The organism is Paenibacillus sp. SC116 (assembly GCF_024733555.1).
Taxonomy (GTDB): domain Bacteria; phylum Bacillota; class Bacilli; order Paenibacillales; family Paenibacillaceae; genus Paenibacillus_B.
The window spans coordinates 2,245,986-2,271,404 of the sequence record NZ_JANIOF010000001.1 but is presented as its reverse complement, the minus strand read 5'-3'; the positions used below and the strand labels follow the sequence as shown (position 1 = coordinate 2,271,404).

The window sequence follows — 25,419 nt, the reverse complement described above, 5'->3', positions numbered from 1 at the left end:
TATAAACAAGTCCAGCCCTATTTTGTAGGTGCTGGACTTGTTTTCATTTCATTCAATCTTGCTCGGAACTCCGAACAAGGGATTATATTCCTCTACCTTGATCTGCCCTCTCAATTTTAGGAGAAGGTGTGCGAGTAACGAGTGCTCCCCCGATAAGAAAGATACCGCTTAAATAAAATACAGAAGCGATGCCAGCGGATGCCCCAATAAAGCCGAAAAATAAGGGGGCGATCATCTGTGATAAACGATTGGACATTAAGCGTAATCCAAGAACTTCACCTGTACGATCAGGTGGAGACGCATTAAATATAGTAGTCATCGATAACGGCTGCCCGCAGCCAAGTCCCAGACCCATTGCTGCACTTATGATTGCCATTAAAATAAATGGGCTCGTAAGTGGGACGAGCATAAATGCTATGCCAGCAGTAAGGATGGAGCCAATGAGAACAACCTCTCTGCTGTATCTTTTTGTTAATGGAGATAGGAACAGGCGAACGGCTACCATTGCCATACTTTGAATGGCGATGATCCATCCGATCCCAATGTCAGACATCCCCCATTCCGCTCCCAGAAGAGGGAAGTAGGCGACAAAGATATCTCGAGAATATAAAACTAGAGCGCTCGACAATAGAGCTTTGCGTAATGTTGAGCTTCGAAGTAAACTAAAAGATCCGCCTGTGCTTGTATCTGGACGATTTGTCTTGGCGTGATTTAAAGATGGCAATGAGCGCTCTCCCATTTGAGTAGGTATAAACCAACATAGTAGGAATGGGATGATGCCGACTAGCACGGAGATAAAGAAAGTATGTACATAAGAAGTATTGTGGGCTATATACCCTCCAAGTACAGGACCGAACACACCGCCTAAGGCTACAGACATGCTGAACCAACCGTAGTATTGATCGCGTTGTGCGGGGGAGGCAATCCGCCCGACCATATTTTGAAGCGAAATGGTCACCATAATTCGCGCAATGCCAATAATCATTTGTGAAATATATAGAGCAGTCAATGAAGGCCAAACATAAGGTAAAGACAAGCCGACCATCATTCCTATGACACCCGCTATATTAGGGATTTTATCCCCGATGCGATCTGTCATTTTACCAAGGTAAATAGCAAATATAACGGGCAAAAAAGCATACGAAGCGGTCAGCATTCCGATATCGAATGTGCTAGCCCCAAGCTGGGTGCCGAGTAGGGAGATGACAGGACGAGTCATGTACAGCATTGTTTCCATTCCAAATATAATGGCGTAAATACGTATGAGAAGAGCCATCTGCAACACACCTTGTCTGATGAATGTGATTTTTTGTATATAGCAAGATTATAGCACTCTCAAGATCGTCCAAGGCTTGAAATGAATCGTGAACAAAAAGAAATATATTATTTTTAAAACACTTATGTTCAAAATGAACAAAATACTTGGAATTATTTTCAAATGTGCTATCATCAATCCAAACTTATGAAAGCGCTATCAAAGAAGTGAAGCATGCACTTAAATTGAGGAGGATGAATGAAAATGAATCGAAACAAGCGTTTTTGGTGGGTTTCCTTGATGGTCACTGTTGTCATGTTAACTACTGCTGCCTGCTCTTCTAGTGGATCAAGCTCTTCAACTGCGAAATATCCTGATAAGCCCTTTACAATTGTAGCTCCTTCAGGTGCTGGAGGGGGATTGGATTTGACGGCTCGCGCATTATCCAAATCCTTGGCAAACACGAAATTGGTAGAACAAGCTATTCTCGTAGAAAATAGACCTGGAGGAGGACAAGCAGTCGGCCTCGCTGATTACATAACAAAGGACAAGAATGACCCGTACAAGTTGTTCCTGCCTTCTGCTCCCATCATCATCAATCATTATAAAAGAGAGGGCACAAGCCCGTATTCCCATAAAGATTTAACACCACTCGCCCAACTCACGAAAGACTATGGGGCCATTGCGGTTCCGGTAGATTCGAAGTATAAGGATTTGCCTTCTTTAATAGCCGACTTAAAATCTAATCCTGATTCCGTTATTTTGGCTGGCGGCTCTGCGCCAGGGTCTCAAGATCATTTGATTGCGATGCTCCCTGCCTATAAAGCGGGTGTCGATCCGAAGACAATTAAGTTTATTTCGTATGACGGTGGTGGAGAGGCGCTGACTGCGCTGCTCGGTGGTACTGCGAACGTACTTGCTTCTGATATTTCTGGATTGAGCGAATATATTGAAGCTGGACAAGTAAGAGTGCTTGGCATCTCTGCTCCTGAGCGCTTGCCTGGCGAGTTTAAAGACATTCCTACTTATAAGGAGCAAGGTATTGATGCAGAGTTCGTTATTTGGCGAGGGTTGTTTGGTCAAAAAGATATGGATGTGAACCACGTGAAGTATTGGGAAGAAAAGATTAAACAGCTTTCTGAAACGGAAGAATGGAAAAAAGAGCTCGAAGCGAACGGTTGGGAAAATGGCTATAAAAATTCAGCAGACTTCAAAGCATTCCTTGGAGAGCAGGAGAAGCTGGTTCAAGAGATTCTCAAATCATTGGATATGTTGAAATAGGAAAATGCACGCATCTGTATTAGAAGTTACATCATGCCGCCCATGCCACCCATGGTGTCCATGTTTGTGAAAAGGCAATATTACTCTAAGGCTGCTTTCACATCGTGAGCAGCCTTTTTATTTCTCAGTGTGCGTAAAAATGTTCGTATATTAGAGGTCGCCCCAGAAAACGATAAACGAGTAGCCAAATCAAATGTAATAAGGTATAATTGACTTTATCAAAGTGAATTTGTCAAAACGACATATTTATTAACACTTTGAAGTGGAAAAGCGAATCAACTAATGGTACAATAATGCAAAATGTTATGGGTCATCGTGTATACGAGTCCCCTATATTGCTGGAATCTTGTAGACATAGAAGGAGGAAATCAATAATGACAGCAGCGCAATCTAACCTTGATGCACGCTCTGTTGCAGCGATTCGTACGCTGGCAATTGACGCAATTGAGAAAGCTAAATCCGGACACCCAGGTATGCCAATGGGTGCGGCTCCAATGGGGTACCATCTATTCGCGAAGGCGATGACACACAACCCGGCTAACCCAACTTGGATTAACCGTGACCGTTTTGTCTTGTCCGCAGGACACGGCTCGATGCTGTTATACAGCTTGCTTCACTTGAGCGGCTATGACCTATCTATCGACGATATTAAGAACTTCCGTCAATGGGGAAGCAAGACTCCTGGCCACCCAGAATTCGGACATACTGCTGGTGTAGATGCTACAACAGGTCCATTGGGTCAAGGTATCGCGATGGCAGTTGGTATGGCTATGGCTGAAGCACAAATGGGTGCTACTTATAACCGTGAAAGTTTCAATGTAATTGATCATCATACTTATGCAATTTGCGGCGATGGCGACTTGATGGAAGGTATTTCTCATGAAGCAGCTTCCATGGCAGGTCATATGAAGCTTGGCAAATTGGTTGTTCTATATGATTCAAACGATATCTCCCTTGATGGCGAGTTGAACTTGTCCTTCAGTGAGAACGTACGTCAACGCTTTGACGCTTACGGCTGGCAAACACTTCTTGTTGAAGACGGCAACGACTTTGCTGCTATCGAAGCAGCGGTTCAAGCAGCTAAGGCTGAGACAAGCAAGCCAACACTTATCGAAGTGAAGACCGTAATCGGATACGGAAGTCCGAACAAGCAAGGTAAAGGCGGCCATGGCGGTACGCACGGTTCTCCGCTTGGTGCTGACGAAGCACAATTGACGAAAGAGTACTACCAATGGGAGCATGAGCCATTCTTCGTTCCTGAAGAAATCTATGCTCACTTTAACGAAGCAATTAAGCAACCTGGTATCGTTGCGAACAACGAGTGGGATGCACTTGTTGACAGCTATGAGAAAGCTCATCCGGAGCTTGCTAAGCAATTCAAGATTGCTGCTGCTGGCGAGCTTCCAGCTGACTGGGATGCTAATCTTCCGAAATACCAAGTAGGCGACAGCGCAGTTTCTACTCGTGTTGCTTCTGGTAATGCATTAAACGGCCTTGCTCCAAACGTACCTTACCTAACAGGCGGTTCTGCTGACTTGGAAAGCTCTACGATGACGCATTTGAAAGGTCTTCCTGTATTCCATGCAAGCCAATACGATGGCCGCAACATCTACTTCGGTGTTCGTGAATTCGCAATGGCTGCAGCTATGAACGGTATGCAATTGCATGGCGGCGTTAAAGTATTCGGTGGTACGTTCTTCGTATTTACAGATTACTTGCGTCCAGCAGTTCGTCTCTCTGCATTGATGAACTTGCCTGTAACTTATGTATTGACGCATGACAGTATCGCTGTTGGTGAAGACGGTCCTACGCATGAGCCGATCGAGCAATTGGCTTCTATCCGCGTTATTCCGAACTTGACAGTGATTCGTCCAGCTGATGCTAACGAAACTTCTGCGGCATGGGCATATGCGGTTGAGAACAAAGCGAATCCAGTAGCACTTGTGCTTACTCGTCAAAACTTGCCGATCTTGGAAGGTTCCGTTGAAAATGCTCGTGAAGGTATCAAGCGTGGTGCTTATGTAGTGTCTGATGCAAAAGACGGCAAACCACAAGCGCAAATTCTTGCAACTGGTTCTGAAGTACAGCTAGCTGTTCGTGCACAAGCGGCATTGGCAGAAGAGGGTATCCAAGTTCGCGTTATCAGTATGCCGAGCTGGGATCTATTCGACAAGCAATCTCAGGAATACAAAGATTCCGTATTGCTTCCAGAAGTTAAAGCGCGTCTTGCAGTTGAAATGGGTCATCCATTCGGTTGGGATCGCTATGTAGGAGACAAAGGAAGCATCCTTGCTATTTCTACATTCGGCGCTTCTGCACCTGGCGACCGCGTAATGAGCGAATATGGCTTTACAGTTGAGAACGTAGTAAGCCGCGTTAAAGGATTGCTGTAAGTTTCATTTTTTGATTGATTTCTAAATGGAAATTCAGATAGTCAGCTTTTCAGCACCGAGAAAGTTGTAAGATTCGATGCTGATTTACTTCCTGTGCCACTTCATGATCAAAAGCTGACTTGTTGAATCACTTCTAAAAAATGGCATATGGGGGAGTGGTATTCGATGTCAAACACGAATGCATCAGTAGAAGCACAAATGCAAGCACAGCGGATAGCTCAGTCAGACGAACATTCGCAACAATTGCAGTCAAATTTGCAATCAGTGGTTCAATTCGAGCAAGTTACCGTTGTGAAGGCGGCTAACATTTACTTTGACGGTAAAGTTACAAGCCGTACGGTACTGTTTGGTGACGGAACGAAGAAGACGCTTGGCATTATGATGCCTGGTGAGTATGAATTCGGCACTGACGTAGAGGAACTAATGGAAATAACATCAGGACGACTCGACGTACTTCTGCCAGGTAGTGACGAATGGATCCACATCGATGGTACGGGGGCATTCACTGTGCCAGCTCATGCAAGCTTTAAACTGGTCGTACATGTGGTGACCGATTACTGCTGCTCCTACATTGTAAAATAACAGCAACAAAGAAACAGCTTGTTCGGATACTTCCGAGCAGGCTGTTTTTTCGTAAGTGTTAGTATTTCGTGGGCTTCATTCCGTGCATTGTGTTACCGTTGTTTGTTTTTATATCGCAGAAATGCATCGCTTACGTTTATACACTTTTCTCATCTTTTTTTGTTGGGATTATTGCCGGATAATTTGGTTTTAAAACTCGCTTTTTTTCTTAATAATAGAGAGGCGATTTTTTGCTATCGAAAAGTTTGAATATGGTTAATCGATAGAATTGGATAATAATATCTTTTTTATGCTCGTTTGTAAGAAAAGCAATATTTTATTCATTGAACATATGAACATTCTAATATATATTGATAAACGTTACGAGCATTTACAGTAATCACCATTTAAGTAAGGGGGAAGATTTATATAAGGGTATGATTATTAAAATGTTTATAAGGAGATTCATTTACTTACTCTTCAGTCTACTAATCATAGTTTTATCAATTGTGTGTCTTCACTTATTATTCCGCGATCGAGCATCTGAAAAAATTGATCTACAAGTTCTTTCTAATAGCCAAACAACTCAATGGGCAATACAAGAAATGGGAGTCCCTTTAATGTGGTCCCAAGGTATAACTGGGTCAGGTATCAAAGTTGCTGTTATGGACAGTGGTGTTGATTATAATCATCCTGACTTATTAGGTATGAAAAAAGGTTATAACGCTATTGAACCAAGCGAACCCATTCAGGATGAAACAGGTCATGGGACACTTGTTGCAGGTGTAATAGTGGCGAAAAATAACAATATAGGTGTAGTTGGCATTGCACCAGATGTAGAATTATACCCTGTTAAAGTGCTAGATAAATTTAATGAGGGGAATATTGATGACATCGTTAAGGGAATAGACTGGTGTATTACTAATGATATAGACATCATTAATATGAGCTTCGCTATTAATCTTAATAAACCACAACTCAAAAAGGCCATTGATAAGGCAATTAATGAGGGTATTATTGTTGTTGCAGCTGCTAACAATTCTTCAAAAGGCCCCGTAGGATATCCTGCTTCCTATCCAAATGTATTTTCAGTTACATCAGTTAACGAGAAATTTCAAATTAGTGAATTAGCACCAATAGGTAAAATTGATTATAGCGCACCCGGAGTAAGCATTATTTCTACTTCCTTAAATGGGAGCTATCAGTATTACAGTGGTAACTCTGTTGCTGCACCTCACATCACCGGTTTTATAGCTTTAACTCTACAAACCTTCAAAAAAGCAGGCATTCCGCAAAAAGATATTAAGAAAGAATTAGACAAAGCATTAAAAAAGTATTCTTTTGACTTAGGTAATGTAGGTAGAGATAACATTTACGGTGAGGGATTTATTAGATTTATAAAATCATATTAATGGAGTTGAACATTTCATGAAATATTTTCTACAGAAAATTAAATCGCCTATAGCTTTTGTTCTTACTATGTGTATGCTTATGACTATCTTTGGAACTAATGTCTTTGCACAAGGTGAACATTCAGATGGTGTGATTCAGGTTCTGAGAGATGACCAAAATGCCATGGAAGTGGTGGTTCGAGATAATGGAGATGAACTTTATGGTACACTAGATAGAACAGATGGGAAAATTACGCTTAAAGAGGTACTTAAACAAGATTTTATTACTGAAAGTTTCGTTCTAAATTTTAGAAGCTCTGCACAAACAGAAGACAATGTTACATATTTTGATGTAAAAGTAGTAGATGCTTCTGAAGAGAACTTTACAGCAATCATTACAGATACTACAACAAATCAAGAATACAAAATATCTGATAATGAGGATATGGTAACCGCTCAAGCTGGGATTGTTAGGATTTTCCTGAGACTTGGTGATGATGTAATTAAAATGCTTCAAAAAAACAAGAAAATTTTTAAAAAAGATGGAATTGATTATGTATCCGCAAAAGAATCGGCTGATTTAATCCGTAATGGAGATGCGGATTATTATACTGCGGTGATATTCCATAGTGCCGTAGATGTTGGTGTTGATGAAGCTATTAGTGAAAAAGAAGCTATAAAAAGGGTACAAGAAGGTAAAGATGTATTTTGTAAAAGTTTTACGAAGGCAATTCATTTGGCTACGAAAGCCGGTGACGGAACAAAAGTAGCAGGGTTGCCCTATGTAGGACATACTCCTCCTAAGGGGCATGGTCACACCCATCAAGACGGCAGTGATGGGTATTACCACCATTATCATCCTGTGAAGAATAAAACAAAACAAGCAGCTCATATCTTCCACTATAATTACTAAGAGAATTATTTAAGAGATTAGGTCCCAATTTAATTAAATTGGGACCTATAATTCAAGTTAAATAGAGGAGAAACTATGATAAATATAATTAAGATTAAAGATCAGGAAGTAACGATGTCGATTCCTGATCAAAAAATAAATCGATTTTATGTTATTCCAGAGTATGTGCTCGGCGAATCAAGTGCTTATTATCCCACAGTAGACGTCATAAATAGAGACACTCAAAGAGCTCACTCCCATGTGTTTACGAATGAAATTCATAAAGTTAGTAATCATGATTATCAGTCTTATTTATATACTGCAAGTTTCGTTGGAAATTCGATAATAGTAAGTAAACTTGCATTGAATGATGTAAGTGAGGAGTTAATCGTTTCGATCAACTTTACTGAACCGTTTAATAAAATGAGCTATATGTGGGGTGCCAAATTATTCAACTTAGGCGATAGGTATTGTTTGTTGCTGTTACCGAATTATGGTCCTAACAGTTATGTTCATACTCATTCACATGTCATTCTGATCGATTCTCTCGAGAAATCCTATTATACCGCGACAAGTGATACCCATAGTGACTTGATTGCTCTCTTTGACTATGAACGCTGTTGTGTTGTAAATGAAGGAAAGCATATGGTAGTTAAATTAGGTAGGATGTTTTCTTCCCATGAAAGAAGAAAAGGTTGGAAAAGGTATAAGAAGTCCGCGCTAGATTATGACAATATGGGTGAAGAAAGTATAAGGGTCATTAAAACGAGTGATGTTATGGACAGCATAATCCATAAACGACAACTACACGACGTCATAAACAAAACATTTGACCTACACGAGACAGTAGACATTCTAGAGTTCAAACAGGAAAAGATGCTATATGTTGCTGAAAACTTCGAAACCAATTCAACAGCTATTTTCTGCGCAGATCTAAACGAAGAAAAAGTAGAAAAATTATATGAAGTAGCAGAGTTATTTTGGAGTATAAGGGTTGAAGGAAACGATATTTATGGAGTCATAGAGGATCGAAATGAAGATCATACGGGCGAGTGGTATTCATTCACTAAAGAAAAAACAATTGTAATCGGAGAAAAATTCCCACTCTACTTAGATGAAGAAAGTTGCATTACTTTTAGTAAGATAAATGAGGACCAACTTTTATTTGAGATCAAAGAGCTTGATGAAGTCTCCATTTTTTATGCAACAGAATACCAGTATGACTATGAAAACAACACTTTGATACTCTTGTCAAAGTAGTTGCTGAAGGTATTAATTTATGATAAAAATAATTGCATATGTTGCGATGTTACTTGATCATGTGGGGAAAACTTTCTTTCCTGATGAAATATTATTAGCGATTGTTGGGCGATTAGCGTTTCCTCTATTCGCCTATGGTATAGTTAAAGGATTTTCGAGGACTAATAATTTTAGGAAATATGCCATGAGGATATTGCTGTTAGCAATCATTTCTCAAGTTCCATATGGGTTACTCTTTCAAGTTAATTATTTAAATGTATGTTTTACTTTATTAGCTGGCTTGTTCGTTTTGAAAATACTCGCGACAAGATGGAGTATCCCAATAAAGATGTTATTGATAACTTTCATTTGTTTTGTTTCTGTACAGATGAATTTTGAATATGGCATATATGGGATAGCAACAATAGTCATTTTTCATAAAATTAAAAATGTTATATGGATTATATTATTTCAAACTTTGTTTATTCTGCAAGGTATTTCGTCTTATCAATTTGACAAAATGCAACTTTTATCTTTATTTTCAATAATAGTTATTTTTATTTTTAGAAATAGATTTATGAAGTTTAGGATTAATAAAATAATTCAATACTCCTTTTATCCCGTACATATGATAATACTGATAGTTCTCAAACAGTTAATAAAATAGCTTTTACGATTATTTAGTTGCTTTTAATGAAAGGTCTTGCTTTCATTGAGGTGGTTAGGGGCACAAGCCATAATGGCGGGCCCCCACCTATTCGGTTTTTCACGAAATATCCGCGGTTCCATTTACCTCTTATCGTTAATCGGATGACCAAGCCACTGTTCGTATACTTTAACAACAGCGGAAAGATCCTCTTCTCCATAACCGGAAGCATGTCCGATTTGGAACATATTCTTCGCAGCCTCCAGCATTGGTGTTGGCGTTTGAATCGAATCCGTTAATACGGAAGCGAGCTTCAAATCTTTAAGGATTAATTGTAAGGAAAACTGATTGTCAAAGTTTCCATCTACGATTTTTTGCCCCTTGAGATCAGCAGCCTTACTGCCAGCACTTCCATTTTGCACAACTTCCAAAAAGGCACTTGGATTCACTCCTGTTTTCGCGACAATAGAGAATCCCTCGGCTAGAGCAGCGTTGTTAATGCCGACAATGGCATTATGGGCAAGCTTCGTAATCGATCCGTTACCTGTTGCGCCCATATGAACAATTCTACTGCCCATTGCTTCTAATATAGGACGAACTGCCTCTAGATCAGCAGATTCACCGCCAACCATAAACAGCAGGGTTCCAGCTTCTGCGGCAGGCTTGCTACCCGTTACAGGTGCGTCAAGGAATACTGAAGATTTTGCAGCGCAATCGGCAGCTAATCGCGTTACGAGTGTTGGCGAAATGGTGCTGCTGTCGATAATATACGTGCCAGGACGCAATCCTGCCAGAATTCCGTCTGGACCATCATAAATATGAGTAATAGATGTATCATCACTGACCATGCTTATTACAACGTCTGCTTCTGCAGCAGCTTGCCTAGGAGTTATGGCTACAGATGCTCCCAATGCTGCCAGTGGGGTCGTTTTTTCTATCGTTCGATTATAGACGATTACTTCAAATCCTTTTTCCAGCAAGTTGCGTGACATAGGGGCGCCCATTGTGCCCATACCAAGTACAGCTACCTTTTTCATCATTGGTCACCTCGTTGTATTTGTATGACAGCTTTCTTATATAGAAAACGTACAGCATGACGATAAATAAACTACATTGTAATTAGGCATTCGATATGAATTTACATCTATAGTAACATAGCTTGTCATCGTATACTCAAACTTATATCAGGTAAGAACATCTTCTCCTGCATGTACGATTATTTTCGGGTACTTTAAATGCATGTTCAAAAAATACGAATTAAAGAACAATAATAAATATGTTTTATCATGTAAACCCTTACAAGGGGGCTTGTTCCCTTGTGTTTCATTTCGAAATCCAGTATCCTTAACGTATGTTCATTTTCATGGGTTAAAGTGGCAAAGTCAACCAAATTGAAGGAGGGTGTATGATATGCCGAACAACATACACTTTGATTACAGCAAAGCACTTGGATTCGTAGGACAGCATGAACTTGATTACTTCGCGGAGCCAATTCGCTTGGCACACGAACAACTACATAATAAGACGGGAGTTGGATCTGACTTCTTAGGTTGGATCGACCTTCCATTTAACTATGATAAAGAAGAATTTGCTCGTTTGAAGGAAGCAGCAGCTCGCATTCAACAGCAATCTGAGGTTCTTATCGTCATTGGTATTGGCGGTTCTTACCTAGGTGCTCGCGCAGCTATTGAGATGTTGGGACACTCGTTCTACAACATGCTTCCGAAGGACAAGCGTAAGACACCTGAGATTTACTTTGCAGGAAACAATATCAGCTCTACGTATGTAACGCATCTATTGGAGCTTATCGAAGGCAAAGACTTCTCGATTAACGTTATTTCCAAGTCTGGTACGACAACAGAGCCAGCTATCGCATTCCGTATCTTCAAGGAAGTATTAGAGAAGAAGTACGGCAAGGAAGAAGCGAAGAACCGTATTTTCGCTACAACTGACCGCGAGAAGGGCGCATTAAAGAAATTGGCAGATGAAGAAGGCTACGAGACATTCGTTATTCCTGACGATGTTGGTGGACGTTATTCTGTATTGACACCAGTAGGCTTGCTGCCAATTGCAGTAGCAGGTATTAACATTGATGACATGATGAAAGGTGCTCAAGACGCAGCAACGGAGTACAGCAATCCGAATGTAGCAGAGAACTTGAGCTATCAATATGCAGCAGTTCGCAATGCGTTGTACCGTAAAGGAAAGACTACAGAAATTCTCGTTAACTACGAGCCGTCATTGCATTATGTATCTGAATGGTGGAAGCAGTTGTACGGGGAGAGTGAAGGTAAAGACCATAAAGGAATTTATCCGGCATCTGTAGACTTCTCAACAGACCTGCACTCGATGGGGCAGTTTATTCAAGAAGGTACACGTAACCTGTTCGAGACGGTTATCCAAGTAGAAGAAGTTTCACATCACATTGCAATCAATGAAGATCCAGAGGATTTGGATGGCTTGAACTTCTTGACAGGCAAGACGATGGACTTCGTTAATAAGAAAGCATTCCAAGGTACGATGCTAGCTCATACGGATGGACAAGTACCGAACTTGATCGTTACGATTCCTGACATGACACCTTACACATTCGGTCAACTTGTCCTCTTCTTTGAGAAGGCATGTGGTATTAGCGGATACCTTCTTGGCGTAAATCCGTTTGACCAGCCAGGCGTAGAAGCGTATAAGAGAAATATGTTTGCATTGCTTGGCAAACCTGGATATGAGAAAGAAAAAGCCGAGCTTGAAGCACGTCTATCCAACTAATAAGACGGAAAAGACAGGCCAGCGGCATAAGAAATACAGCTTAGATACACAATCTGTCGCAGAAAGCAGTTCTCCTATCAGAAGGAGAGCTGCTTTCTTGGCAATCTGTGGAAGGTGAAAGTCATGCTAGAAACTTACAAAACGGTACGAGAATACGGTAGTAAAGAAATCGTTATTAAAAAGTCTCGTTTTATCGGCTATGCCAAGCCCGTTAAGACAGAAGAAGAAGCGATTGCATTTATAGAAGAGATTAAGAAGAAGCATTGGAATGCCACTCATAACTGTTCAGCCTATATGATAGGTGAAAGAGATGAGATTCAGAAGGCATCTGATGATGGTGAACCTAGCGGAACAGCAGGCAAGCCAATCTTGGAAGTCATGAAGAACCAGAATCGAAAAGACGTTGTTATCGTCGTTACGCGTTACTTTGGCGGTATTATGCTTGGTGCCGGGGGGCTTATCCGTGCTTATACAGACGGTGCGGTAGCTGCTATTGAAGGAGCAGGTCCTATCACAAAAGTGCTGCACCAGCAAGTATTCGTCGAAGTTGATTATACATGGCTAGGCAAATTAGAAAATGAGTTGCGCAATCGAGGCACTAGAATGGGCGAGACACAGTTTACTGATAAAGTCATCTTGACCTGCCTGCCTGTCGCATCCGAAGCAGATCGCTTCATTGCTTGGATGACGGATTTAACGCAAGGTCAAGCTGTGATTCAAAGGGGAGAAGCTGTGTACTACATTGAGGGAGAATAAGGAGAATACCGCTATGCCAAGAAAAGCAGTAGAGCAGGAGTTGTCGCGTGATCGTATTTTGGAAGTGGCAAGGCACCTATTCGTTACAAAAGGGTATCGAGCAATCTCAATGCGCAGTATTGGCCAGCAGCTAGGCTACAGTCATGGTTCGCTTTATTATCATTTTAAGGACAAGGCGGAGCTGTTTTCCGCGCTTGTTCAGGATGACTTCAAGCGATTGGGCCGTTTGTTTGAAAAAGTCATTAACCAATCACCAACAGATGGTATGTCAAAGCTTGAACAGGTTATGCTTGAATTTGTTTCCTTTGGACTTAATAATCCGCATCATTATGAAATTATGTTTATGACAAGAGACGAGGAATTGCTATGTTACGCTCGTACTGAGCAAGGTCGATGTCTCGAGATGTTCTCTACGATCGTGAGGCAGTCGCTTCATAGTCAGTTGAGAACGGAGCAAGAACGGCACCATATCCCGCGAAGTTTGTTTTTATCCATACATGGCTTCATTTCCTTCTACATTCAAGATCAAGTCACCTTTGATGAGATTAAGCCAGCTGCGGCAGCTCACGTGCGCTTTTTGTGCAGAAGAGCGCTTGAAGAAGCAGCACAATCCGCTTAATAACATGTTCTACAGATGGAATAGCTGAATGTACAGTAACTCCATTGAACGTATGCTTATCATCATCGCTACAGCCCGCATAAGATTCACGTAATGTCATCTGCCCACATATCGTATAGTGACGATAAAGAGAGACGCATAGCTGCGTAATCATTAGCGTCCGCTAAATCTACATTTCAAATTGCTGTGTAATATGTTGCTTGCCTGTATTGGAGTAGAGCATCTAGCAGCATCGCCGTAATTTCTCTTTTTAGTGTATTGCTGCGATGCTGCTACAAAGCAATGCATTGAAATGGGGCAGGGGGTCATTTTAAGTGATTGATTATGTAGTACGACCTGGTGATTCGTTATCACTAATAGCGAATCGCTTCGGGATATCTGTTGCACGGCTTGCACTTGTTAATGGGCTTGGTCCGAATGCCATTATTTATCCGGGGCAGGTTATTAAAATACCAGTTGGGCCAGATATTCCGGTTCCGATTCAGCCAGGATATCCCCCTTCACCGCCGCCACCAGCACCTCCAGTAAACTATTACGAACTGGAGCGTAGAGTTTCTTTGTTGGAAGCTCAGGTTCGGAGGCTTCAGCGTGAGGTTAACCAACTTCAAGGTCAGCCAACACCATATTAATATGATGCAGCGTGATATCTGACAGCTCTCACTTCTCTTGCTTATCGTGCAAGAAGTAGGATGGGAGCTGTTTTTGTTATGTGCATTTGTTATTACATGTATAAGCCCGCTTAATACCTTTTATCAGGTTTGCTTAAAAGTATTGACGAATCACGTCCGAGTTGGTAATATTTAATAATATAATTTCCAAGTAAGTTGGTAGGAATTATTATGTATAAAGAGATATGAATCTAGAACCATGTGGGGTGGGGATGTTTCATGAATGCAGTATTGAACCATAAAGGAGCGCTGTGGGGATTCCGTACGACGCTGCTGTTATATATGTTCTTGCTCATTATTTTACCGATTACGGGCATATATGTTCATTCGTTATCAGCTGGTTGGAATATGTTTGTGGAGAGCATTGCAGATCCATTAGCATGGAAAGCAGTGTGGCTGACACTCCGATTGTCTGTACTGGCTATGGTCATTAATATGGTGATCGGCACGATTACAGCATGGGTGCTTCATCGTTATCGTTTTCCAGGACGGACATTGTTGAACAGTTTAGTTGATCTGCCATTTGCACTGCCTACTGCAGTAGGTGGACTTATGATTCTTCTCTTGCTTGGACCGAACAGTATGGTTGGTCAGTGGGCAGATACGATGGGGATTCGCATTGTGTTCGGGGAGCCCGCTATTGTCGTTGCTATGGTCTTTGTTACTTTTCCTTTCGTTATTCGAGCGGTACAGCCCTTGTTGGAAGAAGCGGATAAGACGCAGGAGGAAGCTGCCCATACATTAGGTGCTTCCAAGTGGCGTACGTTCTACCAAGTGCTGCTGCCTCAGATGCGCCCCGGTATTATTAGCGGCGGCATGCTTGCATTCTCAAGAGCTATGGCTGAATTTGGTGCGGTCGTTCTCGTTGCAGGGAATATCCCCGGCAAGACTTTGATTGCATCGGTTTATATTTTCGGAGAGATCGAGAGCGACAATCCACAAGGTGCTGCTGCTGTGTCCGTCATATTATTAACGTTGTCGTTCCTTGTATTATGGTTTATTAATACCTTGCAAGCGAAGGAGGGACGTTGATGTCAACTACATCATCTACATTAACCTCAAAGAAATCATCAACTTCTTCTAAGATTCTCATATTCATTACGTATTTTGTGTTCCTTGTATTATTAATTGTACCTCTCGTGCAGATCGTCATTGGGGCTTTTGATCACGGTGTGCAATCACTGTTTCAAGCTTTAATACGACCAGAGGCTCTTCATGCCATGTGGATAACGCTATCTGTCGTGGTAGTCGTTACACTTCTTAATACGTTGTTTGGTATTTTAACCGCCATTATGCTCGTACGGGGACAGTGGCTAAATTCTAAAGTAAGACACTTTTTAAACAGCATGATAGATTTGCCCTTTGCTGTGTCCCCCGTTATCGGTGGGTTTATGATTATGCTGCTATTAGGACCGCAGACCGTTATGGGTGCCTTCTTCTCGGACTTAGGTATGCCTATCGTATACGCTTTTCCGGGTATGGTGCTTGCAACGCTATTCGTTACCTTTCCATTGATGGTGCGTGAAATTGTTCCTGTATTGCAGGAGATTGGAACACAGCAGGAAGAAGCGGCCTCTATGCTGGGAGCTTACAGTTGGACGACGTTTTGGAAAGTAACTTGGCCATCGATTCGTTGGGGTGTTACGTATGGTGTAGTTCTGACTGTAGCACGTTCGTTAGGGGAATTCGGAGCTGTGTTAGTCGTATCAGGCAACATCATGAATAAGACACAGACGTTAACAACACTCGTTTATCAAGATGTAGACAATTTCAATATTGCTTCAGCTAACAGTGTAGCTTTGGTGCTTGCTGTATGTTCGATAACCCTATTACTTGTAATGGAATGGGCGAAGAGACGGAAGGGAGTGCATACGCATGCACATTGAAGTACGTGACTTGAATAAATGGTTCGGACAATATCATGCTGTACGTGACGTTAACTTCTCGATTGAACCCGGACAGTTGATTGGCTTACTTGGTCCGAGTGGCGGCGGCAAAACATCCGTACTGCGTATGTTGGCAGGTTTGGAGTATCCGGACAGCGGTGAGATTCTGTTTCATGGAAAAGTGATGAACGATGTTCCTCCACAGGAACGCGGGATTGGCTTTGTGTTTCAACATTATGCCTTATTCAAACATATGACGGTGTATGACAATATAGCATTCGGATTGACGATTCAAAAGTGGCCCAAAGCACGCATTCGTGCAAGAGTCGCTGAACTGCTTGAACTTACGGGGCTTAGCGGTGTGGAGAAGCGTTATCCGCATCAATTGTCAGGCGGTCAGCGCCAGCGCGTTGCATTTGCCCGTGCTCTTGCTCCGGAACCACAGCTGCTGCTGTTGGATGAACCATTCGCAGCAATCGATGCGAAAATTCGCAAAGAGCTGCGCAGTTGGCTTAAGTCTCTTATTGAACGCGTTGGCATTACGTCGATCTTCGTCACGCATGATCAGGACGAGGCGATTGAGGTTGCGGATGAAATTATGATTATTCAACAAGGGACTGTTGAGCAAAAAGGTACACCGTGGGACATCTACAAATCTCCCCGGACACCATTCGTGGCAGAGTTTATCGGAGAGTCTACGCTATTGGAGAGTATTGGTCAGCTGAAAGGATTCGGTGAAGTGTCTGCACAATCGGATACGAAAGTATTGATTCGACCTGAATATATCGAAGTGGGCCAACCTGGAGAGTTGAAACTAGCTTCCGCGAGTGAGAATGGAGTTGTCAAGGCGATGCACTTCCGCGGTAGTGAATGGATGATAGAGGTAGCTGTAGGAGACTTGCTATTGAAGACCTATCGCAGCTTGGAAAGTCCCGTATTGCAAATTGGCGAAACGGTTCAAGTTCTCATTCACCGTGTGTATGTATTTGACGGTGACAATCATTCCGTAATAGAGAATTCGTTGAAAGAAGATCCGATGCCTATCATGATTTAACGAGGGAAAGGAGCATTAGCAGATGGAGCCACAAGCAGTACGTGTTTGTACCAGGTTCATGCAGGTATGCATGCTCTTCATATTGATATTCGTCACTGCTTGCAGTTCCCCTGCAGCGGATTCATCCTATGAATCCGTTGATGTGCAGCCTGTTACGAGCGGCAATAATTCGGTGACGCTCGTAATTGGTGCCTATTCCGTTGCGCGGGATGCGATTCAGCCCATTCTTCCAGCGTTCCAAGCGGAGTGGAAGGAGAAGACAGGGCAGACGGTGGAATTCCAACAGTCTTATGAAGCTTCCGGCACTCAAGCACGTTCGATAGCAAGCGGTATGGAAGCGGATGTGGCCTTGCTCGCGATGGAAGGGGACATCGACAAGCTTGTTGATGCAGAGCTTATCCCTGAAGATTGGAAGCAGCGAGATCCGTATCAAGGGATGGTGACACGTTCCATCGTTGTTATTGGTACGAGGGCGAACAATCCACTTAGCATCAAGGACTGGAAGGATCTTACCCGTTCAGATGTAGATGTGTTGTACCCAAATCCGAAAACATCCGGTGGAGCACAATGGGATATTAACGCCATTTACGGTGCAGGATTGAAGATGGCTGCTGAACAAGGTGTTGATGGACCGAAGTTTGCTAAGCAGCTGCTCCATCAAGTGCATGATCGAGTCATTTCGATGGATAAGAGCGGACGTGCATCAATGGCCGCCTTCGAATACGGTGTTGGTGACGCAATTGTGACGTATGAAAATGAGCTTAAAGCACGGGTAAAGCAAGGTGTAGACTATGAAATTGTCGTTCCAAAGCATACGATTCAGATTGAGAATCCGGTCGTTGTCGTGGATAAGTATGTCGACAAGCATGGCACTCGTGAAGCAGCGGAAGCATTTGTTGAATTTTTGCGGAGTGAAAAAGCTCAACAACTATGGGTAGAAGCGGGTTTCCGGCCTGTAAATGAGCAAGTGAACGCGCAACTATCAGATACATTTATAAATCCCGAAGGTTTGTTCACGATCGATGATCTAGGTGGCTGGGATCAGGTACGCAGCACGTTGTACAGCAGACGAGGCATCTGGTACGATGTGCTTGCTGGGATAGACAAATCGTAATATACAAAGTTGAAAAAGCGCCGAGTCGCTCCTCATTTTCTTAGAGAAGCTCGGCGCTTTCTATTTGTGTAAAGGATGTTGTTAATAATAATGTGCTTTTAGCAAGGAGAGGCAGCCTTTTTACTAACTAGGGTTTTAAGTTTTCTTTAGGCACCCATCCCTCTTCAGAGTTAAGCGTGTTTACACACCAAATCCAACCGTTAAGTTCTTTTGTGCCAACAACCTGTTCTCCTTCATTAACATCCAATTCTTTTGCCGTATAATCTTCTAAGATAACCCCTTGTGCTTCAATTACATCAATAAGTTGGCCTGGAACCCAGCCTCCATGTTTATGATCCAATGTTGTACAGTAGTACCAATTATCCCATTCTTCAGGTCCGCTGTATTTTTCGCCAATAAATATAGACTGACCTTTTAATAAAACGAGTGGGTTAGGATATTCTGTTCTATGTTTCGTTACAACGGAATAATTCACTTTGGCTGATTCTCTCATAGTTTCTCTCATAGTCGTAGATCCTGATGATTCAGTGGAATATCGGAAGTAAGTCGATAGACACCGAGCTTTACTAGCTGCTTAGCGGTTTCAACATCGCGAATCGTCCATACGGCCACATCCACATTCAATCCACGTGCTTGTTGTATAAGCTCAGGATGCTTCAATAGCAATGGATAATGGGCACAAAGGCAAGACGGAGCAAGTGGAACCAACGACTCCAATGCAATCGGTTCTGTCGTTAGAAAGCCCAGTTCTATTTCCGCATCTAAACGACGCAGCAGGTCTAAATTTTGTTTGTAAAAAGAAATAATCATCGTACGCTTGCTCATGTCATAAACCGACAGCAGATGCAGTAGTGCACGTGCTTCATCCTCATTGATCTGTTCTTTGATCTCAAGCTGCAAGCCTGCCCCACAATCTTGGCATAGCTTTAATGCTTCTTCTAGCAGGGGCACGTTGCAGCCTGTGAATTCAGGCTTGAACTTGCTGCCCGCATCTGCTGCTTGAATCTGAGACACTGGAAGTGAGCGAACCGATCCTATTGTTGTCGTTGTACGATCCAGCGTGTCATCGTGAATGACGACAGGTATTCCCTCGCGTGAATGGTGAATATCCAACTCAATGCTGTCTGCGCGAAGCGCCACTGAACGACGGAACGCTTCCATCGTATTTTCAGGAAATACCCCAGCATATCCGCGGTGAGCTACAATTTCTATGTTCATCCTTACTTACCCTCCTGCTGCATCGACTCCGTTAAGGAACTGGAGCTTCACGTCATAAGCGTTTATACTAAATATGATATACAATTTGCGAAATAGTTCAAAGTCATATGTGCGATTTAATTTGTGATCATTTTTTGAATGAGCTCATTTTCTATATGCAATTATTGTTCTATTGCAGTTTGCTATATATTCGATCTGTGAATCATAATACATAAGACAAGGAGTGAAGACGGTGAAATTGCAATTACCACAATTAAATCATTCCGTGCAAGAGTCCTCTCCTTGGCAAGTACAATTTCTTGGCACAAGTGATTCGCTTGGCGTACCGAGAGTCTACTGTGAATGTGAAGTTTGCATGGAAGCGAGAGACAGCCAATTGAATCGCAGGCTGCGTTCATCTGTTCTCTTGGAACGAGAAGCATCAGCGATATCTGGGAATGAACATATGCTTATCGATTGTGGACCAGATTGGGCGGAACAGATGGAGCGTACCGGTAAACGGTGGATCGACCGTATTTTGGTGACGCATGCGCATCAAGATCATATTGCAGGTTTGCCTGCCTACGCGGACTGCTGCCGCTGGATGGAAAGACGTGGACAAGTTTATGCACCACTTGAAGTTCTGCAAACGATACAATCGATGTATCCTTGGCTGTCAGCCCATATTACCTTTACCGCTATCGAAGACGAGTGGGTATGGGAAGATTGGGCGGTGACCCCGATTCGAGTGAATCATGGTAAAAATGGCTACTCCTATGCTTATCGCTTTGATCGTAACCAATTGGCTAATCTCGGGGAAGAGAAGAAGTATAGCTGGCTTTATGCTTCGGATGCGATTGGTCTAGGTGAAAAGGAACTCAAGCATTTTACAGAGTTGGATGTACTTATCCTTGGAACCAACTTCTACGAAGAGCCCTATGAATATCATACTCGCTCTGTCTATGATATGGTCGAGGCGTTGCAGTTGATTGAGTATATTCAGCCACGGCAAACGATATTTACGCATATGTCGCATGGCGTGGATGTTCGCAGTAATTATAACTTGCCTTCGCATGTCAAGCTTGCGGCATTTGGGTTGGAGCTGCAAGTCTAATATTCTGCAGGTTCAGTATTTACACTGCACTTAGCAAACAAGTAGGCAGAATCATAAGCAGTGAGTGCCTTACTACAGAATACAGAGTTGAGATAGTATGGTTTTAAAGTAAAATAAGAGAGCCTTCACGAGCACGATAGGGGTAATAGGGGCTAACCTTTATACGCCATTGTGCTAATGAAGGCTCTTTCTATAGAAATCTAAACTTTACGTTCTTAAACTACATGTTCTTATACTTCGCTTTGATTCAACACGAACTTCTCAATGACATGGCGTACGCCTTCTTCATTATTGGACAGCGTAATATAATCAGCAATTTCTTTTAAGGAAGAAACAGCATTACCCATAGCCACGCCAAGTCCGGCTGTTTCAATAAGATCATGGTCATTCCAAGAGTCGCCGATCCCAATCGTTTCTTCCAATGTGCAGCCGAAATGCTCCGCCAAGAAGCGAAGTGCATGGCCTTTTGTACCTTCACGATGAGTAATTTCCAAGAAGTGCGGCTTCGACTTGGTAATATGAACATCCGGTCCTAGCAAACCGCGCAGATGTGCTGCTACCTCGTCAAGCAGAGATGGCTCATCGATAATCAGCATTTTCGTTGAACGATGGCGTGACAACACCCCTCTAAAGTCTGGTTCGATTGTGTAAGGAATGTTAGACAGCTCGCAATAAGCGATTAGCTTATCATTTTTCTCTTGCGCGTACACTTGGTCATCCACGTAAAGTTGCAAATGAAGACCTTTGGACTCGCAATATTCGAAGAGCTTCATAGCAGCATCGTCAGGCACCGCACATTCGTAAAGAACCTCACCGCTAATGACATTTTTAATAAGTGAGCCTTGATACGTAATTAGCGGTACATTCAATCCTGTTTGTAGTGCGATATTGCGTGCAGATGCGTACATCCGCCCTGTCGCGAGTGTAACAGCTGTTCCTTGCTCAATCGCTTGGATAAGCGCTTGCTTGGTACCGTCTGTAACGACTTTTTCATCGGTAATCAACGTATCGTCAACGTCGATGGCAATTAATTTATACATAGCAGGTTTCTCCCTCTATTATGATTTCTGTAGACTAATCTTCTTTTTCTATTGTACCTGTTGTCGCCTCTTCCATTTCCATTCTGCAACAATCATACTGCAAAATATACAAAGACAACCCCATACTGCTAATGCACCGAGTCTTTCACCTGCAAAGGCGATGCCCGTAATAGCGGCAAACACGGGTTCCGTAGCAAATATAAGCGCAACACGATCAGCAGAAATATGCTTCTGACACCAAGTTTGTGCCCAAAATGCAAATGCTGTCGATAGTCCAATCGAGATAAGTAAAGCGAACAATACTTGTGGACCTAAGATCGATTGTACGAAGTCAGCTGGTGATTGCAGCGGTTCTAATAAAAGCGAACTTATCGTTGCAAGCACACCGACTGTTGTTAACTGGATGGTAACTAAAGCAATAGTGTCGTGCAATGATGCGTATATTCCTGTAAAAGCAATATGAAGCGCGAAGCAGACCGCGCAAAGCAGTACGAGCATATCGCCATAGTTCCATTGGAATAATTGTCCGTTGAATGTTAATAGATAGAGTCCGACGAGTGCTAACACAGCAGCAATCCAAGTTGGCAAAGCTAGCTTTTGCTGTGCGAGAATGACGCTGAAAAACGGAACCAGCACGACCGATATTCCTGTAATAAACCCTGTATTGGTCGTTGTCGTATGAAGCAAGCCCACGGTTTGAAAGGCATAAGCCGCAAATAAACAAATACCTAATATAATGCCGTGTAATGCCAGCTTCGGCGAAAGTCTCTCTTGTAGTCTGACTCGTGAAAATAGCAGGACACCTAGAAATAAGAGGGCTGATCCGATAAAACGAACGGCATTAAAGGCTAAAGGCGGCAGCGTTTGTACAGCTGCCTGTACGATGATGAAGCTCGCTCCCCACACAAAAGCCACGAACAACAAGGTCACATAAACAATCCAATCGCGTTCCATAGGGTGTTATAATCTCCTCCGACACTCATAAGCTGTTAGGTAATTCAAACATTTATCCGCACGCACTAGAGAAGTCGGTAATAGATTATGAACGCGGAAAGATAAAGGTCCCTTTCTATTATAGCGATGTCAATGGTAATAGAATAGATGAATCATACAAGTAAGTAACATAAAGAATAACCCAGCAGCTGTCAGGAAGGATAGGGACCTTTAACTGACCAAACTCCTGGGTTACGTTGTCTTCATTTAGTCATTCAACATGAGTAGGGAGATAAACTCTTCACGTTCAACACGGCCAAGATAATAAGGGATATCGATATCCGCTAATGTATCGCGGACGGCCTGCTCTTCATAACGAACACCTGCAAGACGCTCTTCAATATCTTTTACTTCACCAAGCCCGAAGAAATCTCCGAAAATCGTGAGCGATTCGATGAGTCCATCTTTAATATCAAGGCGAACGTCTACGATACCGCCAGTAAATTTCTTCGCATTTTGCACATTGAACTTCGGAGAGTAACCATAGTTCCAATCCCAGTTCTGATAGCGTTCTTCCGATATTTTATGAATTGTCGCCCAGTCTTCTTCAGTAAGTTTGTACTGGGGAACTTGTTCAGGCTCTATTCCAAAAATATGACGCAGCAAGGAGTTGCGGAATTCCTCCATCGACAGCTTGTCTGACATAAATTCAGTAATATTGGCTACGCGAGAACGAACAGACTTCGTGCTCTTCGATTCTACCTTGATCGCTTTTACTTTCAGAGCGGAAGAAACATGCTCCATTTGCGAATCGAACAGGAGTGTGCCATGACTGAACATGCGCCCACGCGTGGAGAATTGCGCATTGCCCGATATTTTGCGCTCACCCACTTGAATATCATTGCGGCCAGTCAAGTCCGCTTCTACACCCATTGTGCGAAGTGTATCGATAACAGGCTGCGTGAACTTACGGAAGTTGTGGAAGGATTCGCCGTCATCCTTAGTTAAAAAGCTGAAGTTCAAATTACCAAGATCATGATAGACAGCTCCACCACCGGATAAGCGGCGAACGACATGAATACCTTGCTCTTTCACATAATCGCTGTTTATTTCCTCGATCGTATTTTGATTGCGCCCGATAATAATCGATGGCTCATTTATATAGAAGAGAAGATAGCTGTCTCCATCCATCGGAAGGTGCTTGAGCACAAACTCTTCAATTGCTAAATTTATACGGGGATCGGTAATCCCTTGATTATCAATAAATTTCAAGATAGGTGCCTCCTTTGCATATATATTCTATTGTAATCCATATAAGAAAAAACATAAACATAGTTTGATATTGATAATCGTTATCAATATAATGGAGTAAGCGGAGAAATAAGGAGGCTTATCATAATGTCTATTAAAGAAACAATTCGTGGTCGTCGCTCTACCCATAATTTTAAACATACACCTATTAAAAAAGAACAGGTTCTAGGTTGGCTGGATGATGCTGTTTATGCACCTAACCATGGTTTGCGTCAGCCTTGGCGCTTCATATTTATCGGTGAGCAAGGGAAAGAGGAGTATTCAGACAAGCTAGTGGAGTCTGTAATCAAGTTAGGCAAGTTCAAGGAAGGCGACGAAGCACAGAAGCAAAAGTATCGTGAATACGTGAAGCATATTCCAGCTTTTCTAGTCGTCGTAATGCCTGAAGATCCTCGCCCGAACATTTGGGAAGAAGATGTAATGGCAGTTAGTGCACTCGTACAAAATCTACAATTGCTTGCATGGGAAGATGGTGTAGGCATGTTGTGGCATACAGGCGGCTACATTCATCAGCCATTTTACAGAAAGACGTTAGGTATTCAGCCGGGAGAGAAGATTATCGGCAATCTATTTATTGGTTATCCGGATGAAGTCCGTCCTGTCCGTCCGCGTAAAGAAGCAGCAGAACTGCTAACAGAATTTTAATTGATAATAAATGTGAAAGTCCCTGGCACCGGAGGAGGTGAGCAGGGACTTTTTTTCATATGCTAGGTTTACGATAGAAGGTGATTCGGATCGTTCGGTGAAGATGGCGTTTGCTCAGCTAATCGCCGCGCACGATGATACATCCATAGCTCAGAGGTGTATCTTAATATCCAAGCTGCGAGCAGCACACTAACGAGCAAATGCGCGCTAATTAGCGGTGAGAGCAGCAAGGAGCGTGTATCTGCAACATAGATGAGATAAGCGGCACAGGATGCAACAGCAACAATTAAGAATAAGAGGGCAACACGTCCCGAACGAAGAGATATATGGCGAGCTTGCTCCTTGAGTTCGGGCTCGTCTTTGGAAACGAAATGGATGAATATGATTAGCATTTGGATAATGATTGTGAATCCGAATACATTGCGTGCTAACGACATCATTTCTGAACTATGCAGCGTTATATTCCCTTTGAGGGTAAGAAGATTCCAAGAATAATAGGCTGTAACGAGAATGGCGGCGCTTAGTGAAGCCCAAGCTGTCTTGTACTGCACCGGCATAGTTGGCTCCTCCTTTAATGGGTGGTGACTTAATAATAAGTAGATGAATAACAGAATAAAAGAAAGTCTAATTATTATACAACATTTAACAGAGTTGTTAT

25 protein-coding genes are annotated in these 25,419 nt (G+C 42.5%); 17 read left to right on the top strand and 8 right to left on the bottom strand.

Going from position 1 to position 25,419, the window contains the following annotated elements; all coding sequences use genetic code 11:
• Positions 1–82: 82 nt before the first annotated feature.
• A complete protein-coding gene (locus NQ117_RS09805) occupies positions 83–1,276 on the bottom strand; it encodes an MFS transporter (protein ID WP_258277768.1) in 1,194 nt (397 codons plus the stop codon).
• A gap of 237 nt (positions 1,277–1,513) precedes the next feature.
• Between NQ117_RS09805 and NQ117_RS09800 the strand changes: the two genes are divergently transcribed.
• From NQ117_RS09800 to NQ117_RS24165, 7 genes are all read left to right on the top strand, one after another.
• The gene (locus NQ117_RS09800) at positions 1,514–2,536 is read left to right on the top strand and encodes a tripartite tricarboxylate transporter substrate binding protein (RefSeq protein ID WP_375163035.1); all 1,023 of its coding nucleotides are present in this window, start codon (positions 1,514–1,516) and stop codon (positions 2,534–2,536) included.
• A gap of 374 nt (positions 2,537–2,910) precedes the next feature.
• The gene (gene tkt, locus NQ117_RS09795; protein ID WP_258277767.1) at positions 2,911–4,929 is read left to right on the top strand and encodes a transketolase; all 2,019 of its coding nucleotides are present in this window, start codon (positions 2,911–2,913) and stop codon (positions 4,927–4,929) included.
• Between the two features lie 264 nt (positions 4,930–5,193).
• Positions 5,194–5,511 carry a pyrimidine/purine nucleoside phosphorylase gene (ppnP, locus tag NQ117_RS09790; RefSeq protein WP_258278218.1) on the top strand — a complete coding sequence of 106 codons (318 nt, stop codon included), beginning with the start codon at positions 5,194–5,196 and terminating at the stop codon, positions 5,509–5,511.
• 599 nt (positions 5,512–6,110) lie between these two features.
• Positions 6,111–6,902, top strand: coding sequence for a S8 family peptidase (locus NQ117_RS09785; RefSeq protein WP_258277766.1), 792 nt, complete (start codon positions 6,111–6,113; stop codon positions 6,900–6,902).
• Between the two features lie 16 nt (positions 6,903–6,918).
• A complete protein-coding gene (locus NQ117_RS09780) occupies positions 6,919–7,794 on the top strand; it encodes a hypothetical protein (protein ID WP_258277765.1) in 876 nt (291 codons plus the stop codon).
• Between the two features lie 75 nt (positions 7,795–7,869).
• Positions 7,870–9,033: a hypothetical protein gene (locus tag NQ117_RS09775; RefSeq protein ID WP_258277764.1), complete on the top strand. Its 1,164-nt coding sequence runs from the start codon at positions 7,870–7,872 to the stop codon at positions 9,031–9,033.
• A 19-nt stretch (positions 9,034–9,052) separates the two neighbouring features.
• Positions 9,053–9,679, top strand: a complete 627-nt coding sequence (locus NQ117_RS24165) for a TraX family protein (RefSeq protein WP_375163034.1) — start codon at positions 9,053–9,055, stop codon at positions 9,677–9,679.
• 122 nt (positions 9,680–9,801) lie between these two features.
• Here NQ117_RS24165 and NQ117_RS09770 read toward each other — a convergent pair whose 3' ends face one another.
• Positions 9,802–10,695 carry an NAD(P)-dependent oxidoreductase gene (locus tag NQ117_RS09770; protein ID WP_258278217.1) on the bottom strand — a complete coding sequence of 298 codons (894 nt, stop codon included), beginning with the start codon at positions 10,693–10,695 and terminating at the stop codon, positions 9,802–9,804.
• Between the two features lie 373 nt (positions 10,696–11,068).
• On the opposite strand from NQ117_RS09770, the gene NQ117_RS09765 reads away from it, so the two are divergent.
• The 8 genes from NQ117_RS09765 to NQ117_RS09730 all read left to right on the top strand — a co-directional run bounded on the left by NQ117_RS09765 (position 11,069) and on the right by NQ117_RS09730 (position 18,521).
• Positions 11,069–12,424 carry a glucose-6-phosphate isomerase gene (locus NQ117_RS09765; protein WP_258277763.1) on the top strand — a complete coding sequence of 452 codons (1,356 nt, stop codon included), beginning with the start codon at positions 11,069–11,071 and terminating at the stop codon, positions 12,422–12,424.
• Positions 12,425–12,547: 123 nt separating this feature from the next.
• Positions 12,548–13,180, top strand: coding sequence for a YigZ family protein (locus tag NQ117_RS09760; protein ID WP_258277762.1), 633 nt, complete (start codon positions 12,548–12,550; stop codon positions 13,178–13,180).
• 13 nt (positions 13,181–13,193) lie between these two features.
• Positions 13,194–13,799: a TetR/AcrR family transcriptional regulator gene (locus tag NQ117_RS09755; RefSeq protein WP_258277761.1), complete on the top strand. Its 606-nt coding sequence runs from the start codon at positions 13,194–13,196 to the stop codon at positions 13,797–13,799.
• Between the two features lie 314 nt (positions 13,800–14,113).
• Positions 14,114–14,428, top strand: coding sequence for a LysM peptidoglycan-binding domain-containing protein (locus NQ117_RS09750; RefSeq protein WP_258277760.1), 315 nt, complete (start codon positions 14,114–14,116; stop codon positions 14,426–14,428).
• A gap of 258 nt (positions 14,429–14,686) precedes the next feature.
• Positions 14,687–15,499 (top strand): sulfate ABC transporter permease subunit CysT, encoded by an 813-nt coding sequence (gene cysT, locus NQ117_RS09745; protein WP_258277759.1) that lies wholly within the window; start codon positions 14,687–14,689, stop codon positions 15,497–15,499.
• On the top strand, positions 15,499–16,353 hold the full coding sequence (locus tag NQ117_RS09740) for a sulfate ABC transporter permease subunit (RefSeq protein ID WP_258277758.1): 855 nt from the start codon (positions 15,499–15,501) through the stop codon (positions 16,351–16,353). Before cysT ends, NQ117_RS09740 begins: the two co-directional genes overlap by 1 nt.
• Positions 16,343–17,407: a sulfate/molybdate ABC transporter ATP-binding protein gene (locus tag NQ117_RS09735; protein WP_258277757.1), complete on the top strand. Its 1,065-nt coding sequence runs from the start codon at positions 16,343–16,345 to the stop codon at positions 17,405–17,407. Before NQ117_RS09740 ends, NQ117_RS09735 begins: the two co-directional genes overlap by 11 nt.
• A gap of 22 nt (positions 17,408–17,429) precedes the next feature.
• Positions 17,430–18,521, top strand: coding sequence for a sulfate ABC transporter substrate-binding protein (locus tag NQ117_RS09730; RefSeq protein ID WP_258277756.1), 1,092 nt, complete (start codon positions 17,430–17,432; stop codon positions 18,519–18,521).
• A gap of 127 nt (positions 18,522–18,648) precedes the next feature.
• On the opposite strand, the gene NQ117_RS09725 is transcribed toward NQ117_RS09730, so the two are convergent.
• Positions 18,649–19,026 carry an SH3 domain-containing protein gene (locus NQ117_RS09725; protein WP_258277755.1) on the bottom strand — a complete coding sequence of 126 codons (378 nt, stop codon included), beginning with the start codon at positions 19,024–19,026 and terminating at the stop codon, positions 18,649–18,651.
• Positions 19,023–19,739 carry a glycerophosphodiester phosphodiesterase gene (locus NQ117_RS09720; protein ID WP_258277754.1) on the bottom strand — a complete coding sequence of 239 codons (717 nt, stop codon included), beginning with the start codon at positions 19,737–19,739 and terminating at the stop codon, positions 19,023–19,025. The genes NQ117_RS09725 and NQ117_RS09720 overlap by 4 nt, the downstream gene beginning before the upstream one ends.
• A 232-nt stretch (positions 19,740–19,971) precedes the next feature.
• On the opposite strand from NQ117_RS09720, the gene NQ117_RS09715 reads away from it, so the two are divergent.
• On the top strand, positions 19,972–20,832 hold the full coding sequence (locus tag NQ117_RS09715) for an MBL fold metallo-hydrolase (protein ID WP_258277753.1): 861 nt from the start codon (positions 19,972–19,974) through the stop codon (positions 20,830–20,832).
• A 230-nt stretch (positions 20,833–21,062) separates the two neighbouring features.
• Here NQ117_RS09715 and NQ117_RS09710 read toward each other — a convergent pair whose 3' ends face one another.
• From NQ117_RS09710 to lplA, 3 genes are all read right to left on the bottom strand, one after another.
• Entirely contained in the window at positions 21,063–21,872 is an 810-nt protein-coding gene (locus tag NQ117_RS09710; protein WP_258277752.1) for a Cof-type HAD-IIB family hydrolase, read from the bottom strand.
• A gap of 48 nt (positions 21,873–21,920) precedes the next feature.
• Positions 21,921–22,826 (bottom strand): DMT family transporter, encoded by a 906-nt coding sequence (locus tag NQ117_RS09705; protein ID WP_258277751.1) that lies wholly within the window; start codon positions 22,824–22,826, stop codon positions 21,921–21,923.
• 246 nt (positions 22,827–23,072) lie between these two features.
• Positions 23,073–24,077 (bottom strand): lipoate--protein ligase, encoded by a 1,005-nt coding sequence (gene lplA, locus NQ117_RS09700; protein WP_258277750.1) that lies wholly within the window; start codon positions 24,075–24,077, stop codon positions 23,073–23,075.
• 126 nt (positions 24,078–24,203) lie between these two features.
• Between lplA and NQ117_RS09695 the strand changes: the two genes are divergently transcribed.
• Positions 24,204–24,761, top strand: a complete 558-nt coding sequence (locus NQ117_RS09695; RefSeq protein WP_258277749.1) for a nitroreductase family protein — start codon at positions 24,204–24,206, stop codon at positions 24,759–24,761.
• A 68-nt stretch (positions 24,762–24,829) separates the two neighbouring features.
• Here NQ117_RS09695 and NQ117_RS09690 read toward each other — a convergent pair whose 3' ends face one another.
• Complete coding sequence (locus NQ117_RS09690) at positions 24,830–25,318, bottom strand: phosphatase (RefSeq protein ID WP_258277748.1); 489 nt, start codon at positions 25,316–25,318, stop codon at positions 24,830–24,832.
• Between the last annotated feature and the right edge of the window lie 101 nt (positions 25,319–25,419).